Here is a 19,547-nt window from a genome sequence, read left to right as displayed (position 1 = left end):
GGCCCGGTCCGGGCCTGCCCCTCGTGTCACCGTTGCCCGGCAGCCGCGCGGATCGGCCTTCGTCGGCCCGGCCGCGTACGGTCGGGTCGGGTGGGTCAGTCCGGCTCGGCGTCGTATCGGGTGAGGGTGTCCAGGTAGCGGCTGAGCAGCTCGTGCCAGCCGGCGGTGAGCGCCTCCCGGTAGCCCTCGGCCGCCGCGCCGTGCCGGTCGAAGTGCCGGTGCTCCACCTCGATCCGGGTCTGTCCCGACCCGTCGGGCAGGAACAGTACCTCCACCTCGCTGGCCCGCGCCGGATCCGGCACCGGCACCCGGTCGGGGCCGATCTGCCAGGTGAAGACGAGCCGCTTCGGCGGATCCCAGGTGAGCACCCGGCCCCAGTCGCTGCGGAAGCCGTACGGGCCGATCTCGTAGAGCATGCCGCCGGCCTTCGGCTCGATCCCCAGCTCGGCCAACGCCTCCGGCCCCGACCAGGTGTATTCGCGGACCCACCAGTCGGCCAGCGCCCCGGTGAACACCGCGAACGCCTGCTCTGCCGTGGCTGGGGCGAGGAGGGTGCTGCGGAGTGCGTACCGCTCGACGTCCTGCCGGACGTCCGCCATCTCCTGTCCCATAGGCCCGGACCATACCGGCTGATGCCTCGGTGTGCAGCTTCGCGTACTGCCCCGTTTCGGACAGTCGTTCGGAACCCACCGTGTCTTCTCCGCCACGGATTGCCACCGGGAAACCGGGTAACCGCGCCTGACGTGGCCCGACGGCCGGGCCTCGGGTGAGGGAGCGGGAAAGCATGAGCGAGAGCGGGACCGCGGCGCGCGGACCGGACCGAACCGGCGGGGGTCCGAGGGTCGAGCCGGACGTCCTGCTGGACGTCCCTGGGCTGTTCGTCGACTCGCTCCGGCTGGCGGTGGACGGGCTCGACGCGGATCTGTCGCTGCGCGCCCGGCTGGCCAACCTGCTCCAGCTCGACGCCGGCGTGCGGGTGCACCTGGAACAGGTGGAGCTGGACATCGAGGGTGTCCGCGCGGAGGCGGTGCTGAAGGTCCGGCTGGAGAAGGTGCTGGAGATCCTGGAACGGGCGTTGAGCACCATCGACCGCAACCCCCAGATCATCGCCGCGCTGGCCAACAGCGCGAACCTCACGCTGAACGACGTCAACCGGGTGGCCGATCGGGTCGGCACCGTGACCACGCCCGTCGTCAACGAGGCCGGCCAGCAGGTGGGCCAGGTCCGCCAGGTGGTCGAGCCCCAGGGCGGCCAGGTCGGGCAGGTGGCGCAGCAGGGGATGCAGGCCGGCGGGCAGGTCGGTCAGGCCGTCGAGGGCGAGCAGCAGGGCGGGCGGCAGGGCGCTGAGGCCGGACGCCAGACGGGTCAGGCTGGCCAGCCGGGCGGCGCGGCGGCCGGCGGAGCCCCCGGCGGGAAGCCGGCGGGCCCCGAGAGCCAGGGTGCCGGCCAACCGGCGCCGACCGCACCCGAGCGGCCCGCGGGGCCTCGTCCGGAGTCCCCGGCCGGTCCGTTGCCGGCGGGGTCGCCGCAGGAGCCGCCGCTTGGCCCGCCGCCGTCCGGCCGAGCAGGCGCCGAGGGGGGCCGACCCGCCGACCGGGGTACGACCGCGGGCGACCGCGAGGCGCGCGGCGAGGCCGAGCGCGGCGGGCGAGGCGAGGAGAAGCCCGGCGAGCACGGTCCGGGCGGGGCTGAAGGCGCCCAGGGCGGGCGGCAGCAGGGCGGAGCCGCGCAGGCGCCCCAGCTCGCCGGGCAGGCGGGGGAGACGCCGCGGCAGGCGGGTCGCAGTGTCTGGGAGGCGATCCAGGGTGGAATGGCGCAGCGTCGCCAGGGGCAGCAACGCCCGGACCGCTGACGCGAGACCGCGCCCCAGTTCCGTCGGCGCTTCCGCTGATCCGGATTCACGTCAGTCGGCCGGCGGCGAGCCGGCCACTCGGAGCACGTCCGGGTCGACGGGGAGCGCCGCGTGGGAACCGTCGCGGGTCCTAGGTGACGCCGGCGGCGTCCCGAGCGACGGGTGACCGGCGTCGGGCTGCTGGCCGACGGTGCGGTCCGCCGGGGCCCACCGGGGGCGGCGATGGCTGGCGAGACGGAGTACGAGGAGGACGCCGGCCGCGTAGGTGATGTCGCCGCCCAGCATGATGAGCGTCGCGCCGATCGGGGCGTCGGCGGCGGTGGTGTCGTCCGCGACGTCGAGGCCGCCGGAGGCGGCGCTGGCGATGAAGGCCAGCAGGTTCATCGCGGCGTGCGCGGCGACGGACACCTCGAGGCCGCCGGTCCGGATGACCAGGAGCGCCCAGATCGTGGCTCCGACGAACAGAGCGAGGAAGCCGGACCAGGTGCCGATGCCGTGCATCAGGGTGAAGGCGAGAGCCGAGCCGAGGATGCCGACCCAGCGGTGATATGCCCCGAAGGTTTGCAGGAGGAACCCTCGGGTCGCGTATTCCTCACCGGCCGCCTGTAGCGGAACCAGAACGACGAGCACCACCACGATGCCGATGAACCGCCACGGGTCGATCGTCACCCGCACGTCGGCTGCGCCGTCATAGAGCAGAACCAATGCCGCCATGACCAGGAACGCCGTCACGAACGCGAGGCCGAGGCAGGCGGCGAACCAGGGCCAGCGGAAACGGACGGCCACGGAGTGCAACGTCCCGGCCGGCCGCCGTTGCACGACCCGAGCGACGCCGAGCGTGACCGGGATGAGCAGGGCCAGAGCGGCCAGTCCCAGCATGTTGTCCAGCAGGGGAGTACCGATCGACTCGTCGTCGGCACTGTCCAGGCCGACTGCGTGGGCCGCGAGGAGCGCGATCCCGGCGAGTCCGCACGCCGTCACGGCGGCTACCGACACCGCCGCCGCCAGACCAACCGGAGGCATCCACCATCGATGGACGCCCAGCCGCGCCAGTCGTTCGTAGGTCAGCCCGCCGTCCATGCGCACAGGCTAGACCGACGATCCGTCTGATCGATCGTCGCCTTCCTGTGACGGCGATTTGCGCGACCCACCGACAATCGTCATCTGCCGCCACCAGCAGAAGGGTGCGCCGCATTGGCAACGAATTTTTGTCAAGATCGTGACACGTTGGCAATTGTTGCTGCGGCTTTTCACCGGAATTGCAGGAGGAATCGTCGGTCTGGCATTCGACGACGTTCCGGTCACGCCTTCCGGTCGGTGCAGCAGCCATCGGCGCAGCTCGAAGCTTGGCTGGTGGCGTCGATGGCAGGCAGGGGTGCGCAGTCGTCGCAGTGTTCACCCCGCCAGGCTTCGATGCCTTCCTTGACCGCGACTACGGCGATGACGAGCGCGGCGATCGGGTCGGCCCATGACCAACCCCAGGCGGCGTTGAGGACCAGGCCGACGAGCAGCACCGCGGAGAGGTAGGTGCAGAGCATGGTCTGGGTCGAGTCGGCCATGACCGTTGCCGAGCCGAGTTCCCGTCCGGTGCGCCGCTTGGCCGCCACCAGGAGCGGCATCACCAGCAGGGACGCCACGGCGAGGCCGATCCCCACCGGGCTGGCGTCGGCGTCGCCGCCGGCCAGCAGCGAGCGGACGGCGTCGATGGTCACCCAGGCTGCGAGGGCGAAGAACGATGCGCCGATGAGCCGCAGCGCCAGGCGTTCCCGATCCTCGGGCACCCGAGAGCGGAACTGCCAGATCAGCACGGCCGCGCTGGACACCTCGACGAACGAGTCCAGGCCGAAGCCGATCAGCGCCGTCGACGAGGCGGCAGCGCCGGCGGCGATGGCGACCAGGCCCTCCAGCAGGTTGTAGCCGGCGGTGGCGTAGGCCAGCCAGAGGCTGCGCCGGGACAGCACCGCCCGACGCTCGGAGGTCAGGAGCGAGGCGCTCACGCGCTCACCTCCGCCGGGGATCCGGCGGGTGTCCCGTAGGTCGGGCACAGGGCGACCGCCTCGCCCGTCGCGGCGAGGAGCTGTTCGGCCGAGCGCAGCAGGTCCAGGAGCTCCGGCCGCGTCAGGGCGTAGAACGACTGGCGGCCCTCGGCCCGATAGTCGATCAGCCCACAGTCACGAAGACACGCCAGGTGCTTCGACACCGTCGATTGCGCCAACCCCAGCTCGCCGGTCAGGTCCACCACCCGAGCCTCCCCGGTCGCGATCCGGCGCAGGATGGCCAGCCGGGTCGGGTCGCCGAGAGACCGGAACAACGCCACTGCTGGGGCCAGCCCGGGAGCGCAATCAATCGCCATAGCGTGATGATAGCCAGATTCGGCGATCGAATTGCAAATCACGCCAACACGGGCGGGATGCCGGGACGGCCGGCTCTCAAGGGCGACCTTGACACCGCGTCAATGATGGCCGCATGAGCCCGAGTGACACGGACCCATTGCTGCTGGCCGGCCGTCTCGTCATCGTGGTCGTCAGCCTCTTCGTGCTCGTACTCGGCGTGCGCGTCGCCGTGTCGCGACGGTTTCCCGTGGCCTGGGTGCGGGTTGCGCGCCTGCCGGCGAGCCAGCGGTCCCAGCCCGTCCGCATTGGCGGCAGCCAGGCGCTGCTCGGCGCGAGCCTGCTGATCCAGCAAGCACCGTTTCTCATCCCCATGCCCTACCTGGTCGGAAGGGCCCTGTTCGCGGTAGCACTGCTCCTCCTCGTCGTTGCGGTGGGATGGTTCGTCCTGCGGCGGGACTAGCCATCGACTAGCTGCGCATCGTGATGTGCCGGGGCAGTCTTGCCATCAGGCCACCGCCCTACCGGCCGACCACGCGACGGTGACCGGCTCTACCGTGCCGGCGGCGATGAACTCCGCGAGGGCCGTCTCGGGGATGCGGACGTGGTGACCGCCGAGCTTGACGTACCGGATGGGCGCTCGGCGAGGAGCCGGCGGGGGAAGCGCTCGGTCGTACCGAGGCGGGCCGCAGCTTCCTTGACCGTCAGCAGCTGCTCCACCCGGTGGCCTCCTTCCTGGTCGCATCATCGGAGCCTGTTGCCGAAACGTCGGGCGCGACGGCGGCGCGTCTTGCGGCGTCGAGTTGGGCGCGCCACTGGATGCCTTCGGATATCGCGCGGAGGACCCGGTGGCCGAGGGGCGCTACGTCGGGGTCGGTGGGTTTGGCGAGTTCAGAGCTGACAGCATCGAGCGCACACCACCCGCCCCAGGACAGTGGACCCAGTGGGAAGCGATCTGGCGCCGGCCGATCGAGGACTCGCGCCGATGACCTCAAGGCCGTACCGGGGTGCGGGCGTACCTGGGGGGACCATTGCCGCTAGCAGTCGAGCCGCGAGGTCCGCAGGCAGCCGAGTTGGCCGACCTGATCGCATCGTGTCCGTGGCTACTCAACGTGCTGACGACCGTGCGGGAAGCTGGTCTACCGGACGCTTGGGTAGGGGCGGGCGTTCTGCGGGATCTCGTGTGGAGCCAACGGTATGGAGGCGGCTTCAACCCCCAGGACGTCCGGGACGTCGACGTTGCATTCTTCGACGCGAACGATCTCACCCCGGGCAACGACGTCGCGGCAACCGAGCTTCTCCGACGCCACCAGCCGGCGGTCCCGTGGGAGGCGACCAACCAAGCCGCGGTGCACATCTGGTACGAGCGCGTGTTCGGCACTGGACCTGTCGACGCACTCCGCTCCATAGCCGATGCCGTGGCCACCTGGCCCGAAACCGCTACCTGTGTCGCCGTCCGCCTCGACTCTGCCGAGACACTGCACGTCTGCGCCCCGCTGGGGCTGGACGACCTGCTCAGCGGCACATGGCGGCGCAACCTGCACAGAGTGACCCTCGAGCTGTCACGATCCCGCCTTGCTCGCCACGAGCCCAGCAGACGATGGCCCAAGGTAAAGGTCATACCGCCATAGCCAATGAGCCATCGCAAGCCAGCACGGGGCCGTCCACGGGCCAGTAGCCGCGAGGGCCAGCGGTCCGAGCGGGCACGAAAGGTAACCGGGCCAGCCGCAGCGAGCAGCGTTTCGGGCATCTCGGCCGGTTGAGCGCGCTCTTCCAAGCTGACGCTCCGGGTCCAGCGCAACAGACGGCCAGTTAGTTGTACAGCCACAAGGCGGCACAGCCGAAAGACAGCGCCAGCAGAACGGCCGATGCGAGCAGCAGCACGAGTAGTGCGGGCAGTTCTTTCCGCGCCGTCGGCGCAGACGGCTCCGTAGGCGGACTGCCGTCGGCGGGCTCGGGCACGTCGTGATCATGTCAGACGCAACGGTGTGGTTGTACAGCCATCCGTGCCGCCAAGCCAGCAGACCAAGCCGGTCATACATCGACGGGAGCCGACGGGGCGAGCAGGTCAACCGCAGTAGCCGACGCCAGGCGACACCAGGCTTGATCTTTGCAAGGCAGGGGTCGGCGACGCTCTCCCGGCCGACCGGGGTGACGAGGGGCCGTGCAGTCCCCGTGCAACAAGGGACGGGCAGCAGAGGGATTCCGGGGTCAACGAGGGGCAGACCGGACAGGTGGACCTCCGGGGCGCAAAGCAAGAGCGCCGACCGGCGTTTCCGCTGGTCGGCGCTCTAGTAGCCCGGCGAAAGGCTATGTGGCCAGGGGCGGGGTCGAACCGCCGACCTTCCGATTTTCAGGCACCCGCATTTCCGCAGGTCAGGAAGCCGCCGGAGGCTGCCGTGCGATCGGTCATGCGATTAGCTCCGCATCGTGATGTGCCGGGGCAGCCGTGCGACATCACCGTGCGCGGCGAGTTCCGACAGGGCCTTGGCGATCTCACGGTCACGCCCATCGACGGCGTGCAGGTACCGGCGAGCCGCCGCCATGGATGAGTGCCCGAGCCGCTTCATCAGGTCGGCCAGGGTCGCGCCAGTCTGCGCGGCAAGGGTCTGCCCGGTGTGCCGCAGATCGTGAAAGGTCAGATCATCAAGGCGGCCCGCAAGCGGGCCGCGCCGGCCCGGCCCCGGCCTGCTGGCGACCTCCGGCCGGCATCGGCCGGGCCGGCCGGCCACGCTCGGAAGTCACAGGATCAGAAGACCTCGGGGCTCTGCCCCGAACCCCGGCCCTCCTCAGAGATCAGCCGTGGATCCCCTCGTCGGGCACCACAAGGGCTACCAGCCTCCCCGGACGGGGCCAAGGTCGTACGTCCGGTAGGGGGCTCCACCTTGTCCCCGTCCGGGGAGGCTGGATGGTCTACGACTGCCCGACGAGGAGATCCGCTTCAGTCAACTGGATGCTCCGGTTCACGCCAGTGCCGCACCGACACGACACATCCGGTTACAGAATCCACAGTGACGGCCATGCGCATCCTCGTGGCGTCCCCTCCCGAAGAGGTAACAAGATCCGACTCGCCCGCGAGGGCCTCCTGCCATGATTCGCACCGCACCTCAGGAGCAAGCTTTGGTGGGTTCATCGGCTCCCCGCTGAGGCACCCGAGCCCCAGGACTGCCAGCGCTGCCACGAACCGTGGTTTTGTCGTCCTGCGAGGCGACGAGGGGCGGGCTGGCGGCACTCAGATCGATGACGGGCATAGGGCAAGTTATCCCGATGGACAGAATCCCGTGTACCGGCGCGGGCCATCCACGGACCAGTAACCGTGGCGCCCGGCGGTCATGAGCGGGCACGAGCCGCACCGAGCTTTGCCGCCGGCCCCAGGCGTTTCGGGCATCACGACTCGTTGAGCGCGATCTTCCAAACTGAAGCTCCAGGCGCTATCCCGGTTGTCGCCGGCGCAGCATTGGGCACAGGATGACGGGATGTCCGAGGAGTCTGCCAGCCTGCGGGTGCTCACCCTGAATGCCCTTGCGCCGTTCTTCGCCGACTGGCCACGCCGTCGGGCGGTGCTCGTTGACGGGCTGCGCGAGCTGCGGCCGGACGTGGTGGCCCTGCAGGAGGTGGCTGGCGGCGGGGACTTGGACGAGGCCGGTGGCCTGCTCGGGCCGGACTATCACCTCGTACCGCACCCGGGGCGGTCGGCCGACGGGGTCGGAGCCGTGCTGGGCAGCCGGTGGCCGGTGCGTACCGTCGGGGTTGTCGACTTGCATGTCGCCCCGCGCACCGCGGCGCTGCCGTGGAGTGCCGCCGTTGTGGTGGAGGTTGCGGTGCCGCCGCCGCTGGGACCGGTACTCGTCGTGCATCACAAGCCGGCCTGGCAGTACGACGCCGAGTACGAGCGGGAACTGCAGGCGGTGCGGACGGCCCGGTACATCGAGGAACTGGTTGCCGAGCGACGGTCCGAACCGCTCGAGCCGGACGGTCCGGACACCGAGCCGCACGTGGTGCTGCTGGGCGACTTCGATGCGGCACCCGACGCTGCGAGCGTCCGGTTCTGGACCGGCCGGCAGTCGCTGGCTGGCATCAGCGTCTGTTACGAGGACTGCTGGACGGCGGTTCGCCGTGAGGAGCCGGGGCACACGTTCTCGCCGGGCAATCCGCTGATCCGGGCCGGGCTGATGCCGCTGGACCGGGGGCGGCGGATCGACTACATCCTCATCCGGTGCGGCCCGCACGGGCCGACCCTCGACGTGGTGGACTGCCGGCGGGTGTTCGCCGAACCGGTTGCCGGGGTGTGGGCGAGCGATCACTTCGGGGTGCTCGCGGACCTGTGCCTTCCGCCGCATCCGCCGGGTACCTGGATGGGGATCCGCTAGCGGTCCGCATTCAGTCCGCAAGCCGGTGGCGGACAGTGGGGGAGCGGTGCGAGATGTCGAGAGGCATTTCCCCTGCTAGACGCTCATGTGCCCAGGTCGTCGGCGCGGGCAATTTGATCTCGTAATGCGCAGGTCATGGTCAACGGCGGTACAGCCATCCGTACAGCCAAGCCGGCCGACAGGTATGGGTGAGGACCGGCGGCAACCGACAGGCCGGGCAGGTCAGCTGCAGTAGCCGACGCTGGCCGACAGAAGCCTTGATCTTTGCAGAGCAGGGGTCGGCGACGATTCCCGGCCGGCCGGGATGACGAGTGGCCGTGCGATCTACGTGCGACAAGGAGCGGCCAGCAGCGGAATTCCGGGGTCAACGAGGGTCAGACCGGACAGCGGGGATCCCGGGGCGAAAAGCAGAGCGCCGACCGGCGTTTCCGCTGGTCGGCGCTCCTGTAGCCCGGCGAAAGGCTATGTGGCCAGGGGCGGGGTCGAACCGCCGACCTTCCGATTTTCAGTCGGACGCTCGTACCAACTGAGCTACCTGGCCGTGGTGCTCGGTCCATGCTACCCGGAAGGCGGGGTCTTCGCCGAAAGGGTCACATGCTCCGATACGCAGAACGCCGCGCAATGGTTCACGCGGCGTCGGCGCTGGCGGTCCTGACGGGACTTGAACCCGCGACCTCCGCCTTGACAGGGCGGCGAGCACTCCAACTGCTCCACAGGACCTGGCTGGTGTTGCATCCGACGTGAGCCGGACCGTGCCCCCAACGGGATTCGAACCCGTGCTACCGCCTTGAAAGGGCGGCGTCCTGGGCCGCTAGACGATGAGGGCGGCCCCGCCATCATTGCACACTCGCAACTTCAAGCGGACTTGCTCCCATCCGGCCCCGCCGGAGGCATGAGAAGCATATGCCATGCCCGGTCAGTGGGCCAAACCGGTATGGCCGGTGGCGCAGCCGCCGGCAAAAGCGCAGGTCAGATCGGGTGTCACCGGGGTGGGGCGACGCCGAAGCGCCGCTTCAAGTCGATGATCAGGTGCGGGCAGGCGGCCAGGGTGTGGCTGCGATCGCCCCCGCCGTCGTGCATCAGCACGATCGCACCGGGGCGGGCGGCGCCGTGGACCCGCTCGGCGAGGGTGGCGACGGTCGGCTTCGCCCAGTCCTGCGGGTCCACGCTCCAGTGCAGCGACCGCATGCCGAGCTGCCGGGCCACCGCCACCACCTCCGGGGTCCACCGGCCACCCGGCTGGCGGTAGAACGGCACCTTGGCGCCCGGCGCGGCGGCCTGGATGGCCCCGTTGGTCCGGACCAGGTCGGCCCGGATCTCGGCCACCGGCCGTCGGCCCAGGTCGAGGTCGTGCCGCCAGCTGTGGTTACAGAGCTGGTGACCCTCACGGACCATCCGGGCGACCAGCTCCGGGTGCTTGCGTATCTGGGTGCCGACCAGGCAGAACGTCGCCTTGACCCGGGCGGCCCGCAACTGGTCGAGGACCTTCGGCGTCCAGGCCGGGTCCGGCCCGTCGTCGAAGGTCAGCGCGACGGCGCGTACCCCGGTGGCGCGCCGCAGGCCCGCGGGCAGCGTGGTGGGCTTCGGCCGCAGCTTGGGCTTGGGTTTGGTGGCCGGCCGCGGAGTCGCTCTCGGTGACGGGGTGGTCACCGGTGATGGACTCGCCGCCGCAGTCGGGGCGGGTGCCGCGGCCTGCTGGGGGTCCCGTTGCGGTTCGCCGCAGCCGACAGCGAGGAGTAGGACCAGGCCGAGGGCGGCCGCCAGGACGGGGCGTGCACGCATCGTCACTCCGAGGGGGGTCGGGTACGCGGTAGGCCCCGACGGTAGTGGACGACGCGCCGATTGGGCAGGGTCGGTCAGGCCCCGCCCGACTGATCCAGTGAGTCCCGGACGGCCAACGCCAGCGACACCGCCTCGGTCAGGTCGACCGGCCGGACCACTCCGGCGGGCAGCGTGTCGGCCTGCCAGCCGGGGCCGGCGGCCAGCACCAGCAGGGGGCGTCGAACCATCCCGAGCAGGGCGGACAGCTGCCCCGGGTCGGCGGTGGCGCGGGTGTGCGACCAGAGCACCACCGCGGCCGGTCCGGTCCGGTTCACCGCCTCGATCAGCGCCGCGAGCGGCACCCGGGCACCCAGCATGCGATACGCCACATTCGCTTCGGCGAGGGAGGCGGCCAACGCTTCCAACGGCAGGGTGTGTTGTTCCTCGTCGGCGCAGGCGAGCAGGATCCGGGCCGGGCCGGCGGCCGGGCCGGGCCGGGCCACCGTGGCGAACGCCTCGGAGACGCACCGGGACATCAGGTGTTCGACCTCGATCAGACCGGCGGTCGCGGCGTGCCGCTCCCCGATGCCGGCCAGCACCGGACGCAGCAGGCCGTCCCAGGTGGCGACAACGCCGTCCCGGGCGACGGCGTTGGCGATGGTCTCGCTGATCGCCGCGGAGTCCAGTCGCATGGCGGCCCGGGCCAGACCACGGGCGACCGGGCCGGCCCGGCCGACCGGGATCGCCTGCCCGCCGCCGTCCCGACCGGCTCCGGCGCGCAGCCGCACCCCGGCGGCGGGACCGACCCCGGGGCTCTGCTTCGCCCAACGGGCCGCCTCGGCCGGGGTGATCCCCTCCGCGGTGAGCCGACGCATGATCTCCAGGCGCGCGAGGTCGGCCGGCGTGTAGCGCCGGTGGTGACCCGGTATGTGCTGGCTGGGACCGAGGCCGTAGCGCTGGTGCCAGGTACGCAGCGTGGTGACCGCCACGCCCAGTCGGCGTGCGACGGCCCCCGCGCTCAGCGCCTCATCGGCCACCCGACCGCTCCGACGCGTCGTCCGCCGGAACGCCGGACGGGATGGTGGTGCCGGCGGGGCCGCCGGCGCGCAGCAGCCGGCTCACCACCCCGCCCAGCCAGGGTGCGTACGCGCAGGGGTCGGCGTCGATCTCGGCCATCAGCCGTACCGGGTCGACCCAACGCAGCTCGGACACCTCGTCGGGGTCCGGCAGCACGGTGACGTCGGCCGGCACGTCGGCCCGCAGCACGTGGTCGTACTCGAACTCGACCCGGCCGGTGGCCGGATCCTCGGCGTAGTAGAGGTAGACGCCGACCTCGGTCAGCGTGACCGGGGCCGCGCCCAACTCCTCGGCCAGCCGGCGGTTGGCAGCCTCCACCAGCGACTCGGCCGGTCGGGGGTGGCCGCAGCAGGAGTTGGCCCAGCGCTGCGGGAACCGGGTCTTCACCGGGGCCCGCCGTTGCAGCAGCACCCGGCCGGCCGGGTCGACCAGCAGCACCGAGAAGGCCCGGTGCAGCCGCCCCGGCGCCTGGTGGGCCGCGGCCACGGTGGCCTCGCCGAGCACGTTGCCGCGGTCGTCGACCAGCTCGACCAGGTGCCCTTCCCGGGACGTCACCGGACCCGCCCCCCGTTCCGCGTGTGCATCGCGCCCGTCCTGCGTGTGCCGTGCGGCCGGGCCGCGCTCCGCGCGCTCACCGCCCGGCACCGGTGATCCGGTTGGCCGCCAGCTTCCCGGAGATCAGCACCATCGGTACGCCCACGCCCGGCTGGGTGCCGGAGCCGGTGAACACGACGTTGGGCAGTTGCCGGTGCAGGTTCGACGGGCGGAAGGGACCGGTCTGGAAGAGGCTGTGCGCGGCGGCGAACGGCGTACCGGCGGCCATGCCCTGCTCCTCCCACTCGGCGGGGGTGATCGTACGCAGCACCTCGATGCCCGCGCCGAAGCCCACGTACCCGCGCTCCTCCAGCGTCGCCACGAGCTGGTCGGCGTAGCGCCGGCTCAGGTCGCCGCGCCAGTCGAACGGGCCCCGTTCCAGGTTGGGCACCGGCGCCAGCACGTAGTAGGTGTGCCGCCCGGCCGGGGCCACCGCCGGATCGGTCCGGCTGGGGTTGGTGACCAGCAGCGACGGGTCGGTCATCAGCTCGCCGCGCCGGATGACCTCGTCGAAGGTGCCCTTCCACTTCCGTCCGAAGTGGATGTTGTGGTGGGCGATCTTTTCATACCCCTGGGTCGAGCCGACGTGCAGCACGACGCACGAGGGCGAGTAGGTCAGCTTTCGCCGGCGGGCCGGGGGCAGCAGGTCACGGTAGGCGACCGGCAGGTCCGGGTTGAGCACCACCACGTCGGCCGGGATCAGCTCGCCGTCGGCGGTCAGCACGCCGATGGCCCGGCCGTTGGCGGTCTCCACCCGGGTCACCGTGGTGCCGTACCGGAACTGCACGCCGTGCTTCTCGGCGGCGCCGGCCATGCCCCGGGAGACCGCGTGGATGCCGCCGCGCGGGAAGTAGACCCCGGCCACCGAGTCGAGGTACGCGATGACGCTGTAGATGGCCAGCGCGTCGTGCGGCGCGAGGCCGGCGTACATCGCCTGGAAGGAGAAGATGCGCTGGGTACGTGGGTCCCGGAAGAACTGGTTGATCTTCGTCTGAAGCCGCCGGAACGCGCCGTTGGCCAGCAGTTTCACCAGATTGGCAGTGAGCAGGTCGGTCGGGGCGTCCAGGTTGCGGTCGATGAAGTCCGTCCGCTCCCAGTGCCACAGGTTGCGCGCGTAGTCCACGAAGCGCAGGTAGCCGTCGGCCTCGCGGGGGCCGCAGACCCGGGCGATCTCGGCGGCCATCCGGGTGGTGTCGGTGATGACGTCGAGCGTCGAGCCGTCGGGGTAGTAGGCCCGGTAGGCGGGGTCGACCGGGGTGAGGTCCAGCCAGTCGTCGAGTTCCTCGCCGACCGCGCCCAGTGCCTCGGCGATCAGGTCCGGCATGGTGAGCACGGTGGGGCCGGTGTCGAACTCGTACCCGTCGACGGCCAGCCGGCCGGCCCGGCCGCCCGGCACCGGCTCGCGTTCCACCACGGTCACCTGCCGGCCGCTGCCGGCCAGGTGCAGCGCGCACGCCAGCCCGCCCAGGCCCGCGCCGACGACCACCACCCGGTCCGTACGTCCGTTCACGGTCCGCACGTGACCACCTCCTTCGCAAGGTCGCTCATCATGCCCGCCGCATGGTTGCGGCGGTGGCGAGGCCGGTCAGCGCGGTGCGCGCGGTCTCGTCGATCGACGCGGTGTCCAGCGCGGTCAGCGCCTCGGACACCCGGTCGGAGATCATCCGCTCGACCCGGGACACCGCCCCGGTGTCGGCGACCAGTTCGGCCAGCCGGGCCACGTCCCGGGCGCCGGTGACCGGGCCGGCCCGCTCCAGCGCCCGCCGCTGGCCGGGGGTGGCGAGTTGGCGGGCCAGCATCAGCAGCGCGGTCGGCTTGCCGGTACGCAGGTCGTCGCCGGCCGGCTTGCCGGTGGTCGCCGGGTCGCCGTAGACGCCGAGCAGGTCGTCGCAGAGTTGGAACGCCTCGCCGACGGCCAGGCCGTAGCGGGTGTACGCGGCGATCAGTGGCGTGTCGGCGGCGACGCCGGCCAGGCAGGCGCCGAAGAGCAGCGGGCGCTGGACGGTGTAGCTGGCGGTCTTGTAGCGGGCCACCCGCAGCGCCCGGTCCACCGACCAGTTCGCCGGATCGTTCTCGCCCAGCACGTCGAGGTACTGCCCGGCGACCGTCTCGATCCGCATCTGGTCGTAGCAGCGCCGCACCTCGAACAGCTGGGCCGGTGCCACGGTGGCGTGGCTGAGCAGCCGGTCGGCCCAGACCAGGCAGAGGTCGCCGACGAGCACGGCCACCGCCTCGCCGAACCGGGCCGGGTCGCCGGCGTACCCGGCGGCGACGTGCCGGGCGGTGGCGGCGCGGTGCGCGGTGGGCCGGCCGCGGCGGGTGTCGGAGGCGTCCATCACGTCGTCGTGCACCAGTGCGAAGGTGTGCAGCAGTTCCAGGGCGGCGAACGCCGGCAGCACCGTCGGCAGTGGCTCCGCGCCGCCGACCACCCCGCGCCAGCCCCAGTACGCGAAGGTCGGCCGGACCCGCTTGCCGCCGGCCAGCACGCTGTCGCGGGCGGTGGCCGCGAAACCACCCATCGCTGCGTCGATCTCGGTGAGCGAGTCGACCTCGGTGGCCAGGAAGGCCGCCAGGGTGTCGTCCACCCCCTTGACCAGCTCTTTCGTGAACGCGGCCAGTACGCGGCGGACCGGATCGTCCGTCGCTCCCGGCTGTGCCGGCGCGACGCGGAGCGCATTACCTGCGACTGCGTCGTTGGCCATGTCGGCGAGCATACCCTAGGGTTACGAGTTGCGTCGATTGCTGCGTCGAATTTCGAGGAGGGCCGGTGGACACCGATCTCACCGCTGCCTATGCCCGCTGCCAGGAGCTGCACCGACGGCACGGTCGCACCTACTATCTCGCCACCCGGCTGCTCCCCGCGTGGAAACGACGTCATGTGCACGCCCTGTATGGATTCACGCGCTACGCCGACGAGATCGTCGACCGCACCGAGGAGCTGCCGCCCGCCGAGCGCGCCGCCCGGCTGGACCAGTGGTCGGCGGAGTTCGTCGCCGGCCTGCACGGTGAACCGGTCGACGACCCGCTGCTCCCGGCCGTGCTGCACACCATCGCCGTATTCGATCTCGACCGCGCCGACTTCGCGTCGTTCCTGCGCAGCATGGCGATGGACCTGACCGTGCTGTCGTACCCGACCTACGACGACCTGCTCGACTACATGGAAGGCTCGGCGGCGGTCATCGGCACCATGATGCTGCCGATCCTCGGCAGCTCCGACCCGGCGGCGGCCCGCGAGCCGGCCCGCCAGCTCGGCTTCGCCTTCCAGCTCACCAACTTCATCCGGGACGTCGCCGAGGACCTCGACCGGGGCCGCACCTACCTGCCCGACGAGGACCTGGCCAAGTTCGGCGTCACCCGCGACGACCTGCTCGCCGCGAAGGATCAGGCCCGCACCACGCCGAGGATCCGAGACCTGATCGGGTACGAGGTGACCCGCGCCCAGGCGCACTACGAGGCTGCCGCACCGGGCATCACCCTGCTCAGCCCCGCCTCGCAGGCGTGCATGCGGACCGCGTACGCGCTCTACGGCGGGATCCTCGACGAGGTCGCCGCGCAGGGCTACGACGTGTTCGCCCGCCGGGCGCTGGTGCCGCAGCGTCGCCGGCTGGCGGTGGCCGCCCGGGCCCTGCTCACCCCGACCGGCAGCCCGGTCGCCGTACCCGGGCCGAGCCTGGTTCGACGGTGAGTGCGCGTACCGCGGTGGGTGCTGGGTTCCCGAACTGACGTCGGTGGCGGGGAAGGCGGTGCACCAACCGTGGCGGCTCCCCGGCGAGGTACGCCGGAAGCTGGGCTATCCGCCGCCGCTGGAGGCGCCCGGCGTCGACCCGGTCTGGATGCGCTGACCCGTCCGCTCGTTGCCGGACCTGCGAGGCCCGCCGGGAGCGTGCACTGAGCGTGAGGGCGCTGCTTCCCGCCGAGCATCTGCTCAGACGCTTTGCTCTGCTGCCTCCCCGGCAACAGCAACCCTCGGTAACGACCGACGCCCGCGCCGTCAGGATGGCCTTGAGTGGATGCGCTGCTCAGTTCTCGTGTTGCCGTGGCGGCAGCAGAGCAAAGCGTCCGAGTGGCAATGCGGGGGAGTCCTCGGCCGTCACCGTGCGTGATGCTGGGGGCTCGTGACGCGGGGTGACCCTGCCGCCGACGTCAGAGGCAGGAGTGCAGCACCTCGACCAGCTCGTCCACCCGATCGTGGTCGGCCAGGTGGGCCGTGGCGTAGCCGAAGACGTAGCCCCGCTCCGGGTCGGCCCAGGCGCTGCTGCCACCGATCCCGCCCATGCCCCAGCTCCCGTCCGGCTCGCGCTGCATCCCCAGCGTCCAGCAGGCCCGGCGATCGAGCACCAGGTCCGGGCCGTCGTACTGGACCCGGGTGGCCTCGGCGACCAGCTCGGGGCTGAACAGGCGTACCCCGTCGAGGGTGCCGCCGGCGGCCAGGCCCGCGTAGAGCCGGGCCAGCGCGGACGCCGTGGCGTGCAGGTTGACCGCCGGGACCTGCGCGCCCCGCCAGAGCGGGCTGTTGACCACCGCCAGGTCGAGGCCGCCGGGTGGGTTGCTCAGTGCCCGGGCCCGCAGCGATCCCGGCTCACCCAGCATCCGCACCGGCCAGGCCGGATCGCCGTACGACAGGTCCGCGCACCGCCGCTGGTCCGCTGCCCCGAGGCCGAAGCCCAGGTCGAGGCGCCACGGGTCGGCGATCTCCTCGGCCAGGAACCGCCCCACCGACCGCCCGTCGACCCGGCGGACCAGCTCGCCCACCAGGTGCCCGTACGTCCAGGCGTGCTCGCCCGCGACGCTGCCCGGCTCCCACTCCGGGTCGGCGGCGGCCAGGTCGGCGCAGAGCAGCTCCCAGTCGGCGACCGCCTCGGCGGGCCGGGCCACCGGGAAGGTCGGCAGGCCGGCGGTGTGGCTCAGCACCTGGCGGACCGTGGCGGGGGTGCGGAACCCGGGCCAGTGGGTCGCCACTGGATCGTCCAGGTCGAGCCGACCCCGGTCGACGAGCAGCAGCAGGCAGAGCGCCGCGACCGGCTTGCCGACCGAGTAGACGTTCACCAGCGTGTCCGGCCGCCACGCCCCGCGGCTGTCGGCACCCAGGTCGACCACCGGGTGGCCGTCGTACCAGATGGTCAGGCCGGCGCCGGTCTCCCGGCCGGTGGCCAGCAGATCCTGGAAGCAGTCGCGGACGGGGGCGAAGCGATCGGGCATGCGGCCACCGTAGGCGGTAGCAATGATTACGGGCGCGGGAATTCCGGTGCGGTCCGCTGGCCGGCGTCCGGTGGCTGGGGAATGCTGACGGCATGGCGGAGCCGGAAGTGGTGGACGTGGTCGTGGTCGGGTTGGGCGTCGGCGGCGAGGAGGTGGCCGGGCGGCTCGCCGAGGCCGGTCTGAGCGTCGTCGGCATCGAACGTGACCTGGTCGGCGGGGAGTGCCCGTACTGGGGGTGCATCCCCAGCAAGATGATGATCAGGGCGGCGAACGCGCTCGCCGAGGCGCGGCGGGTCAACGAGCTGGCCGGTTCGGCCCAGGTCCAGCCGGACTGGGCGCCGGTGGCCAAGCGGATCCGCGAGGAGGCCACCGACACCTGGGACGACACGGTGGCGGTCGACCGGTTCACCGGCCGGGGTGGGCGGTTCCTGCGCGGCAGCGCCCGGCTCGACGGCCCCGGCCGGGTACGCGTCGGCGACCAGGTCATCCAGGCCCGGCACGGGATCGTGTTCGGCACCGGCACCCGGCCCTCCGTGCCGCCGATCGACGGCCTGGCCGACACGCCGTACTGGACGAACCACCAGGCGATCGAGGTCGAGGAGCTGCCCGAATCGCTGCTGGTGCTCGGCGGCGGCGCGATCGGGCTGGAGCTGGCGCAGGTGTTCGCCCGGTTCGGCGTACGGGTGACCGTGGTCGAGGCGGCGGACCGGGTCCTCGCGGTCGAGGAGCCCGAGTCCTCCGAGGTGGCCGAGAAGGCGCTGCGGGCCGACGGGGTGGAGATCCGCACCGGCGTCAAGGCGGAACGGGTCAGCCACGACGGTGCCACCTTCACCGTGCACGCCGGCGACGACGCGTTCCACGCGGAGCGGCTGCTGGTGGTCACCGGGCGCCGGGCGCACCTGGAGGAGCTGGGCCTGGACTCGATCGGCGTCGACCCCGGGCAGCGCTACCTGCCGGTCGACGGGCAGATGCGGGTGACCGACGGTGTCTGGGCCGTCGGCGACGTCACCGGTGAGGGGGCCTTTACCCACATCGCGATGTACCAGGCGGCGATCGTCATCGCCGGCGTGCTCGACCGCACCCGGCACGCCGACAGTGGCCCCGACCCGAGCGGGACGGCCAGCGTGGTGGGCGGTGCGATGGGCGCGGCGAGCGCGGTCGGCGGCGCGATGACCGCGACCGGCCCGAGCGGCGCCGCCGGTACCCTGCCCCGCGCCGACTACCGGGCGCTGCCCCGGGTCACCTTCACCGATCCGGAGGTCGGTGCGGTCGGGCTCACCGAGCACCAGGCCCGCCAGCGCGGCATCAACGTGCAGGTCGGCTTCGCCCAGCTGTCGTCGTCCGCCCGGGGTTGGATCCACAAGGCCGGCAACGACGGCTTCATCAAGCTCGTCGCGGACGCCGACCAGGGCGTGCTGGTCGGCGCGACCTCCGTCGGCCCGGCCGGCGGCGAGGTGCTGTCGGCGCTGGTGGTGGCGGTGCACGCGGCGGTGCCGCTGAGCCACCTCCGGCACATGATCTACGCGTACCCGACGTTCCACCGGGCGATCGAGGACGCCCTGCGCGACCTCAGCTGACGGTGCCGTGGCGGCCGGCCCCGGCGGCGAACCGGGCCGCGCCGGCCGCCGCGTCCGTGTTCAGCGACCGCATGCCGTACGCCAGCTCGGTGGCGAGCGCCTCCGGCTCGGTCAGGCCGGCGGTGGCGAGCACCGACGCGCGGTCGTTGCGCAGGCAGGTCTGCGGGTGGCGGGCGATCTCGGCGGCCAACCGTTCGGCCTCCGCCCGCGCCTCACCCGGCGGGACCAACCGGTTGACCAGCCCCATCGCGTACGCCTCCTCGGCGGGCACCGGGCGGCCGGTGAGGACCAGGTCCATCGCCCGGCTCTCCCCGATCAACCTCGGCAGCCGGACCGTCCCACCGTCGATCAGCGGTACGCCCCAGCGCCGGCAGAACACCCCGAACACGGCGTCGGACTCGGCGACCCGCAGGTCGCACCAGAGCGCCAGCTCCAGGCCGCCGGCCACGGCGTACCCGGAGATCGCGGCGACGACCGGCTTGGACAGCGAAATCCGGGTCGGACCCATCGGGCCGTCGCCGTCCGGCTCGACCCGGTTGCCGCTAGGCGTACCGATCGCCTTGAGGTCGGCGCCGGAGCAGAACGTGCCGCCGGCGCCCCAGAGCACCGCGACCCGGGCCTCCGGGTCGGCCTCGAAGGCGCGGAACGCGTCGGCGAGCGCCCGCGCGGTGGGGCCGTCGACGGCGTTGCGCGACGCCGCCCGGTCGAGGATCACCGTGGTCACCGGTCCGTCGTGCGTGACGTGTACGGCCATCGGCACAGCATGCCGCCCGGCGGCGCCGGCACG

At 72.1% G+C, this 19,547-nt stretch carries 18 protein-coding genes and 3 tRNA genes; 6 read left to right on the top strand and 15 right to left on the bottom strand.

Translation table 11 applies throughout. The features are described from left to right. Positions 1 to 95: 95 nt before the first annotated feature. A complete protein-coding gene (locus tag GA0074696_RS01725; protein WP_088959457.1) occupies positions 96 to 611 on the bottom strand; it encodes an SRPBCC family protein in 516 nt (171 codons plus the stop codon). Positions 612 to 784: 173 nt separating this feature from the next. Between GA0074696_RS01725 and GA0074696_RS32190 the strand changes: the two genes are divergently transcribed. Then, entirely contained in the window at positions 785 to 1,852 is a 1,068-nt protein-coding gene (locus GA0074696_RS32190; RefSeq protein WP_269458704.1) for a hypothetical protein, read from the top strand. Between the two features lie 51 nt (positions 1,853 to 1,903). Here the strand turns inward: GA0074696_RS32190 and GA0074696_RS01715 are convergent, their stop codons facing one another. From GA0074696_RS01715 to GA0074696_RS01705, 3 genes are all read right to left on the bottom strand, one after another. Then, positions 1,904 to 2,932, bottom strand: coding sequence for a CPBP family intramembrane glutamic endopeptidase (locus GA0074696_RS01715; RefSeq protein WP_088959456.1), 1,029 nt, complete (start codon positions 2,930 to 2,932; stop codon positions 1,904 to 1,906). A 221-nt stretch (positions 2,933 to 3,153) separates the two neighbouring features. Continuing rightward, the gene (locus tag GA0074696_RS01710) at positions 3,154 to 3,849 is read right to left on the bottom strand and encodes a cation transporter (protein WP_088959455.1); all 696 of its coding nucleotides are present in this window, start codon (positions 3,847 to 3,849) and stop codon (positions 3,154 to 3,156) included. Further along, positions 3,846 to 4,205 carry an ArsR/SmtB family transcription factor gene (locus GA0074696_RS01705; protein ID WP_088959454.1) on the bottom strand — a complete coding sequence of 120 codons (360 nt, stop codon included), beginning with the start codon at positions 4,203 to 4,205 and terminating at the stop codon, positions 3,846 to 3,848. The genes GA0074696_RS01710 and GA0074696_RS01705 overlap by 4 nt, the downstream gene beginning before the upstream one ends. A 113-nt stretch (positions 4,206 to 4,318) precedes the next feature. Here GA0074696_RS01705 and GA0074696_RS01700 point away from each other — a divergent pair, with 113 nt between their 5' ends. Beyond that, positions 4,319 to 4,645 carry a hypothetical protein gene (locus tag GA0074696_RS01700; RefSeq protein WP_088959453.1) on the top strand — a complete coding sequence of 109 codons (327 nt, stop codon included), beginning with the start codon at positions 4,319 to 4,321 and terminating at the stop codon, positions 4,643 to 4,645. Between the two features lie 610 nt (positions 4,646 to 5,255). After that, positions 5,256 to 5,813 carry a nucleotidyltransferase family protein gene (locus tag GA0074696_RS01685; RefSeq protein WP_231925225.1) on the top strand — a complete coding sequence of 186 codons (558 nt, stop codon included), beginning with the start codon at positions 5,256 to 5,258 and terminating at the stop codon, positions 5,811 to 5,813. Positions 5,814 to 6,599: 786 nt separating this feature from the next. Here the strand turns inward: GA0074696_RS01685 and GA0074696_RS01680 are convergent. After that, positions 6,600 to 6,914, bottom strand: a complete 315-nt coding sequence (locus tag GA0074696_RS01680) for a tyrosine-type recombinase/integrase (RefSeq protein WP_088959452.1) — start codon at positions 6,912 to 6,914, stop codon at positions 6,600 to 6,602. A gap of 744 nt (positions 6,915 to 7,658) precedes the next feature. Here GA0074696_RS01680 and GA0074696_RS01675 point away from each other — a divergent pair. Continuing rightward, positions 7,659 to 8,552: an endonuclease/exonuclease/phosphatase family protein gene (locus GA0074696_RS01675; RefSeq protein ID WP_088959451.1), complete on the top strand. Its 894-nt coding sequence runs from the start codon at positions 7,659 to 7,661 to the stop codon at positions 8,550 to 8,552. A gap of 467 nt (positions 8,553 to 9,019) precedes the next feature. Here the strand turns inward: GA0074696_RS01675 and GA0074696_RS01670 are convergent. From GA0074696_RS01670 to GA0074696_RS01635, 8 genes are all read right to left on the bottom strand, one after another. Then, positions 9,020 to 9,093 (bottom strand) — tRNA-Phe (locus tag GA0074696_RS01670). 102 nt (positions 9,094 to 9,195) lie between these two features. After that, positions 9,196 to 9,272 (bottom strand) — tRNA-Asp (locus tag GA0074696_RS01665). A 33-nt stretch (positions 9,273 to 9,305) separates the two neighbouring features. Further along, positions 9,306 to 9,378, bottom strand: a tRNA-Glu gene (locus GA0074696_RS01660). Positions 9,379 to 9,533: 155 nt separating this feature from the next. Continuing rightward, positions 9,534 to 10,334 (bottom strand): polysaccharide deacetylase family protein, encoded by an 801-nt coding sequence (locus GA0074696_RS01655; protein WP_088964299.1) that lies wholly within the window; start codon positions 10,332 to 10,334, stop codon positions 9,534 to 9,536. Between the two features lie 74 nt (positions 10,335 to 10,408). Beyond that, positions 10,409 to 11,350, bottom strand: a complete 942-nt coding sequence (locus tag GA0074696_RS01650; RefSeq protein WP_088959450.1) for a MerR family transcriptional regulator — start codon at positions 11,348 to 11,350, stop codon at positions 10,409 to 10,411. Continuing rightward, the gene (gene idi / locus GA0074696_RS01645) at positions 11,340 to 11,945 is read right to left on the bottom strand and encodes an isopentenyl-diphosphate Delta-isomerase (protein ID WP_088964298.1); all 606 of its coding nucleotides are present in this window, start codon (positions 11,943 to 11,945) and stop codon (positions 11,340 to 11,342) included. The genes GA0074696_RS01650 and idi overlap by 11 nt, the downstream gene beginning before the upstream one ends. Positions 11,946 to 12,021: 76 nt before the next feature. After that, the gene (gene crtI / locus GA0074696_RS01640) at positions 12,022 to 13,503 is read right to left on the bottom strand and encodes a phytoene desaturase family protein (protein ID WP_088959449.1); all 1,482 of its coding nucleotides are present in this window, start codon (positions 13,501 to 13,503) and stop codon (positions 12,022 to 12,024) included. Between the two features lie 28 nt (positions 13,504 to 13,531). Next, the gene (locus GA0074696_RS01635; RefSeq protein WP_088964297.1) at positions 13,532 to 14,686 is read right to left on the bottom strand and encodes a polyprenyl synthetase family protein; all 1,155 of its coding nucleotides are present in this window, start codon (positions 14,684 to 14,686) and stop codon (positions 13,532 to 13,534) included. Positions 14,687 to 14,751: 65 nt separating this feature from the next. On the opposite strand from GA0074696_RS01635, the gene GA0074696_RS01630 reads away from it, so the two are divergent. After that, positions 14,752 to 15,669 carry a phytoene/squalene synthase family protein gene (locus tag GA0074696_RS01630; RefSeq protein ID WP_088959448.1) on the top strand — a complete coding sequence of 306 codons (918 nt, stop codon included), beginning with the start codon at positions 14,752 to 14,754 and terminating at the stop codon, positions 15,667 to 15,669. A gap of 458 nt (positions 15,670 to 16,127) precedes the next feature. Here the strand turns inward: GA0074696_RS01630 and GA0074696_RS01625 are convergent, their stop codons facing one another. Continuing rightward, complete coding sequence (locus GA0074696_RS01625; protein WP_088959447.1) at positions 16,128 to 17,183, bottom strand: serine hydrolase domain-containing protein; 1,056 nt, start codon at positions 17,181 to 17,183, stop codon at positions 16,128 to 16,130. A 92-nt stretch (positions 17,184 to 17,275) separates the two neighbouring features. Between GA0074696_RS01625 and GA0074696_RS01620 the strand changes: the two genes are divergently transcribed. After that, a complete protein-coding gene (locus GA0074696_RS01620; protein WP_088959446.1) occupies positions 17,276 to 18,760 on the top strand; it encodes a dihydrolipoyl dehydrogenase family protein in 1,485 nt (494 codons plus the stop codon). Here the strand turns inward: GA0074696_RS01620 and GA0074696_RS01615 are convergent. Beyond that, positions 18,753 to 19,514: a crotonase/enoyl-CoA hydratase family protein gene (locus GA0074696_RS01615; RefSeq protein WP_088964296.1), complete on the bottom strand. Its 762-nt coding sequence runs from the start codon at positions 19,512 to 19,514 to the stop codon at positions 18,753 to 18,755. The genes GA0074696_RS01620 and GA0074696_RS01615 overlap by 8 nt on opposite strands. Between the last annotated feature and the right edge of the window lie 33 nt (positions 19,515 to 19,547).

Origin of the sequence: Micromonospora purpureochromogenes, assembly GCF_900091515.1 — a bacterium.
In the GTDB taxonomy this organism is placed as follows: Bacteria; Actinomycetota; Actinomycetes; order Mycobacteriales; family Micromonosporaceae; genus Micromonospora; species Micromonospora purpureochromogenes.
Note: the sequence above shows the minus strand (reverse complement) of the source record. Positions and strands in the feature narration are given on the sequence as shown.

Coding starts and splice junctions, on each gene's coding strand:
- GA0074696_RS01620 (WP_088959446.1), top strand. CDS start 17,276: ATGGCGGAGCCGGAAGTGGTGGACGTGGTCGTGGTCGGGTTGGGCGTC.
- GA0074696_RS01700 (WP_088959453.1), top strand. CDS start 4,319: ATGAGCCCGAGTGACACGGACCCATTGCTGCTGGCCGGCCGTCTCGTC.
- GA0074696_RS32190 (WP_269458704.1), top strand. CDS start 785: ATGAGCGAGAGCGGGACCGCGGCGCGCGGACCGGACCGAACCGGCGGG.
- GA0074696_RS01655 (WP_088964299.1), bottom strand. CDS start 10,334: ATGCGTGCACGCCCCGTCCTGGCGGCCGCCCTCGGCCTGGTCCTACTC.
- GA0074696_RS01725 (WP_088959457.1), bottom strand. CDS start 611: ATGGGACAGGAGATGGCGGACGTCCGGCAGGACGTCGAGCGGTACGCA.
- GA0074696_RS01625 (WP_088959447.1), bottom strand. CDS start 17,183: ATGCCCGATCGCTTCGCCCCCGTCCGCGACTGCTTCCAGGATCTGCTG.
- GA0074696_RS01715 (WP_088959456.1), bottom strand. CDS start 2,932: ATGGACGGCGGGCTGACCTACGAACGACTGGCGCGGCTGGGCGTCCAT.
- GA0074696_RS01675 (WP_088959451.1), top strand. CDS start 7,659: ATGTCCGAGGAGTCTGCCAGCCTGCGGGTGCTCACCCTGAATGCCCTT.
- GA0074696_RS01705 (WP_088959454.1), bottom strand. CDS start 4,205: ATGGCGATTGATTGCGCTCCCGGGCTGGCCCCAGCAGTGGCGTTGTTC.
- GA0074696_RS01635 (WP_088964297.1), bottom strand. CDS start 14,686: ATGGCCAACGACGCAGTCGCAGGTAATGCGCTCCGCGTCGCGCCGGCA.
- GA0074696_RS01615 (WP_088964296.1), bottom strand. CDS start 19,514: ATGGCCGTACACGTCACGCACGACGGACCGGTGACCACGGTGATCCTC.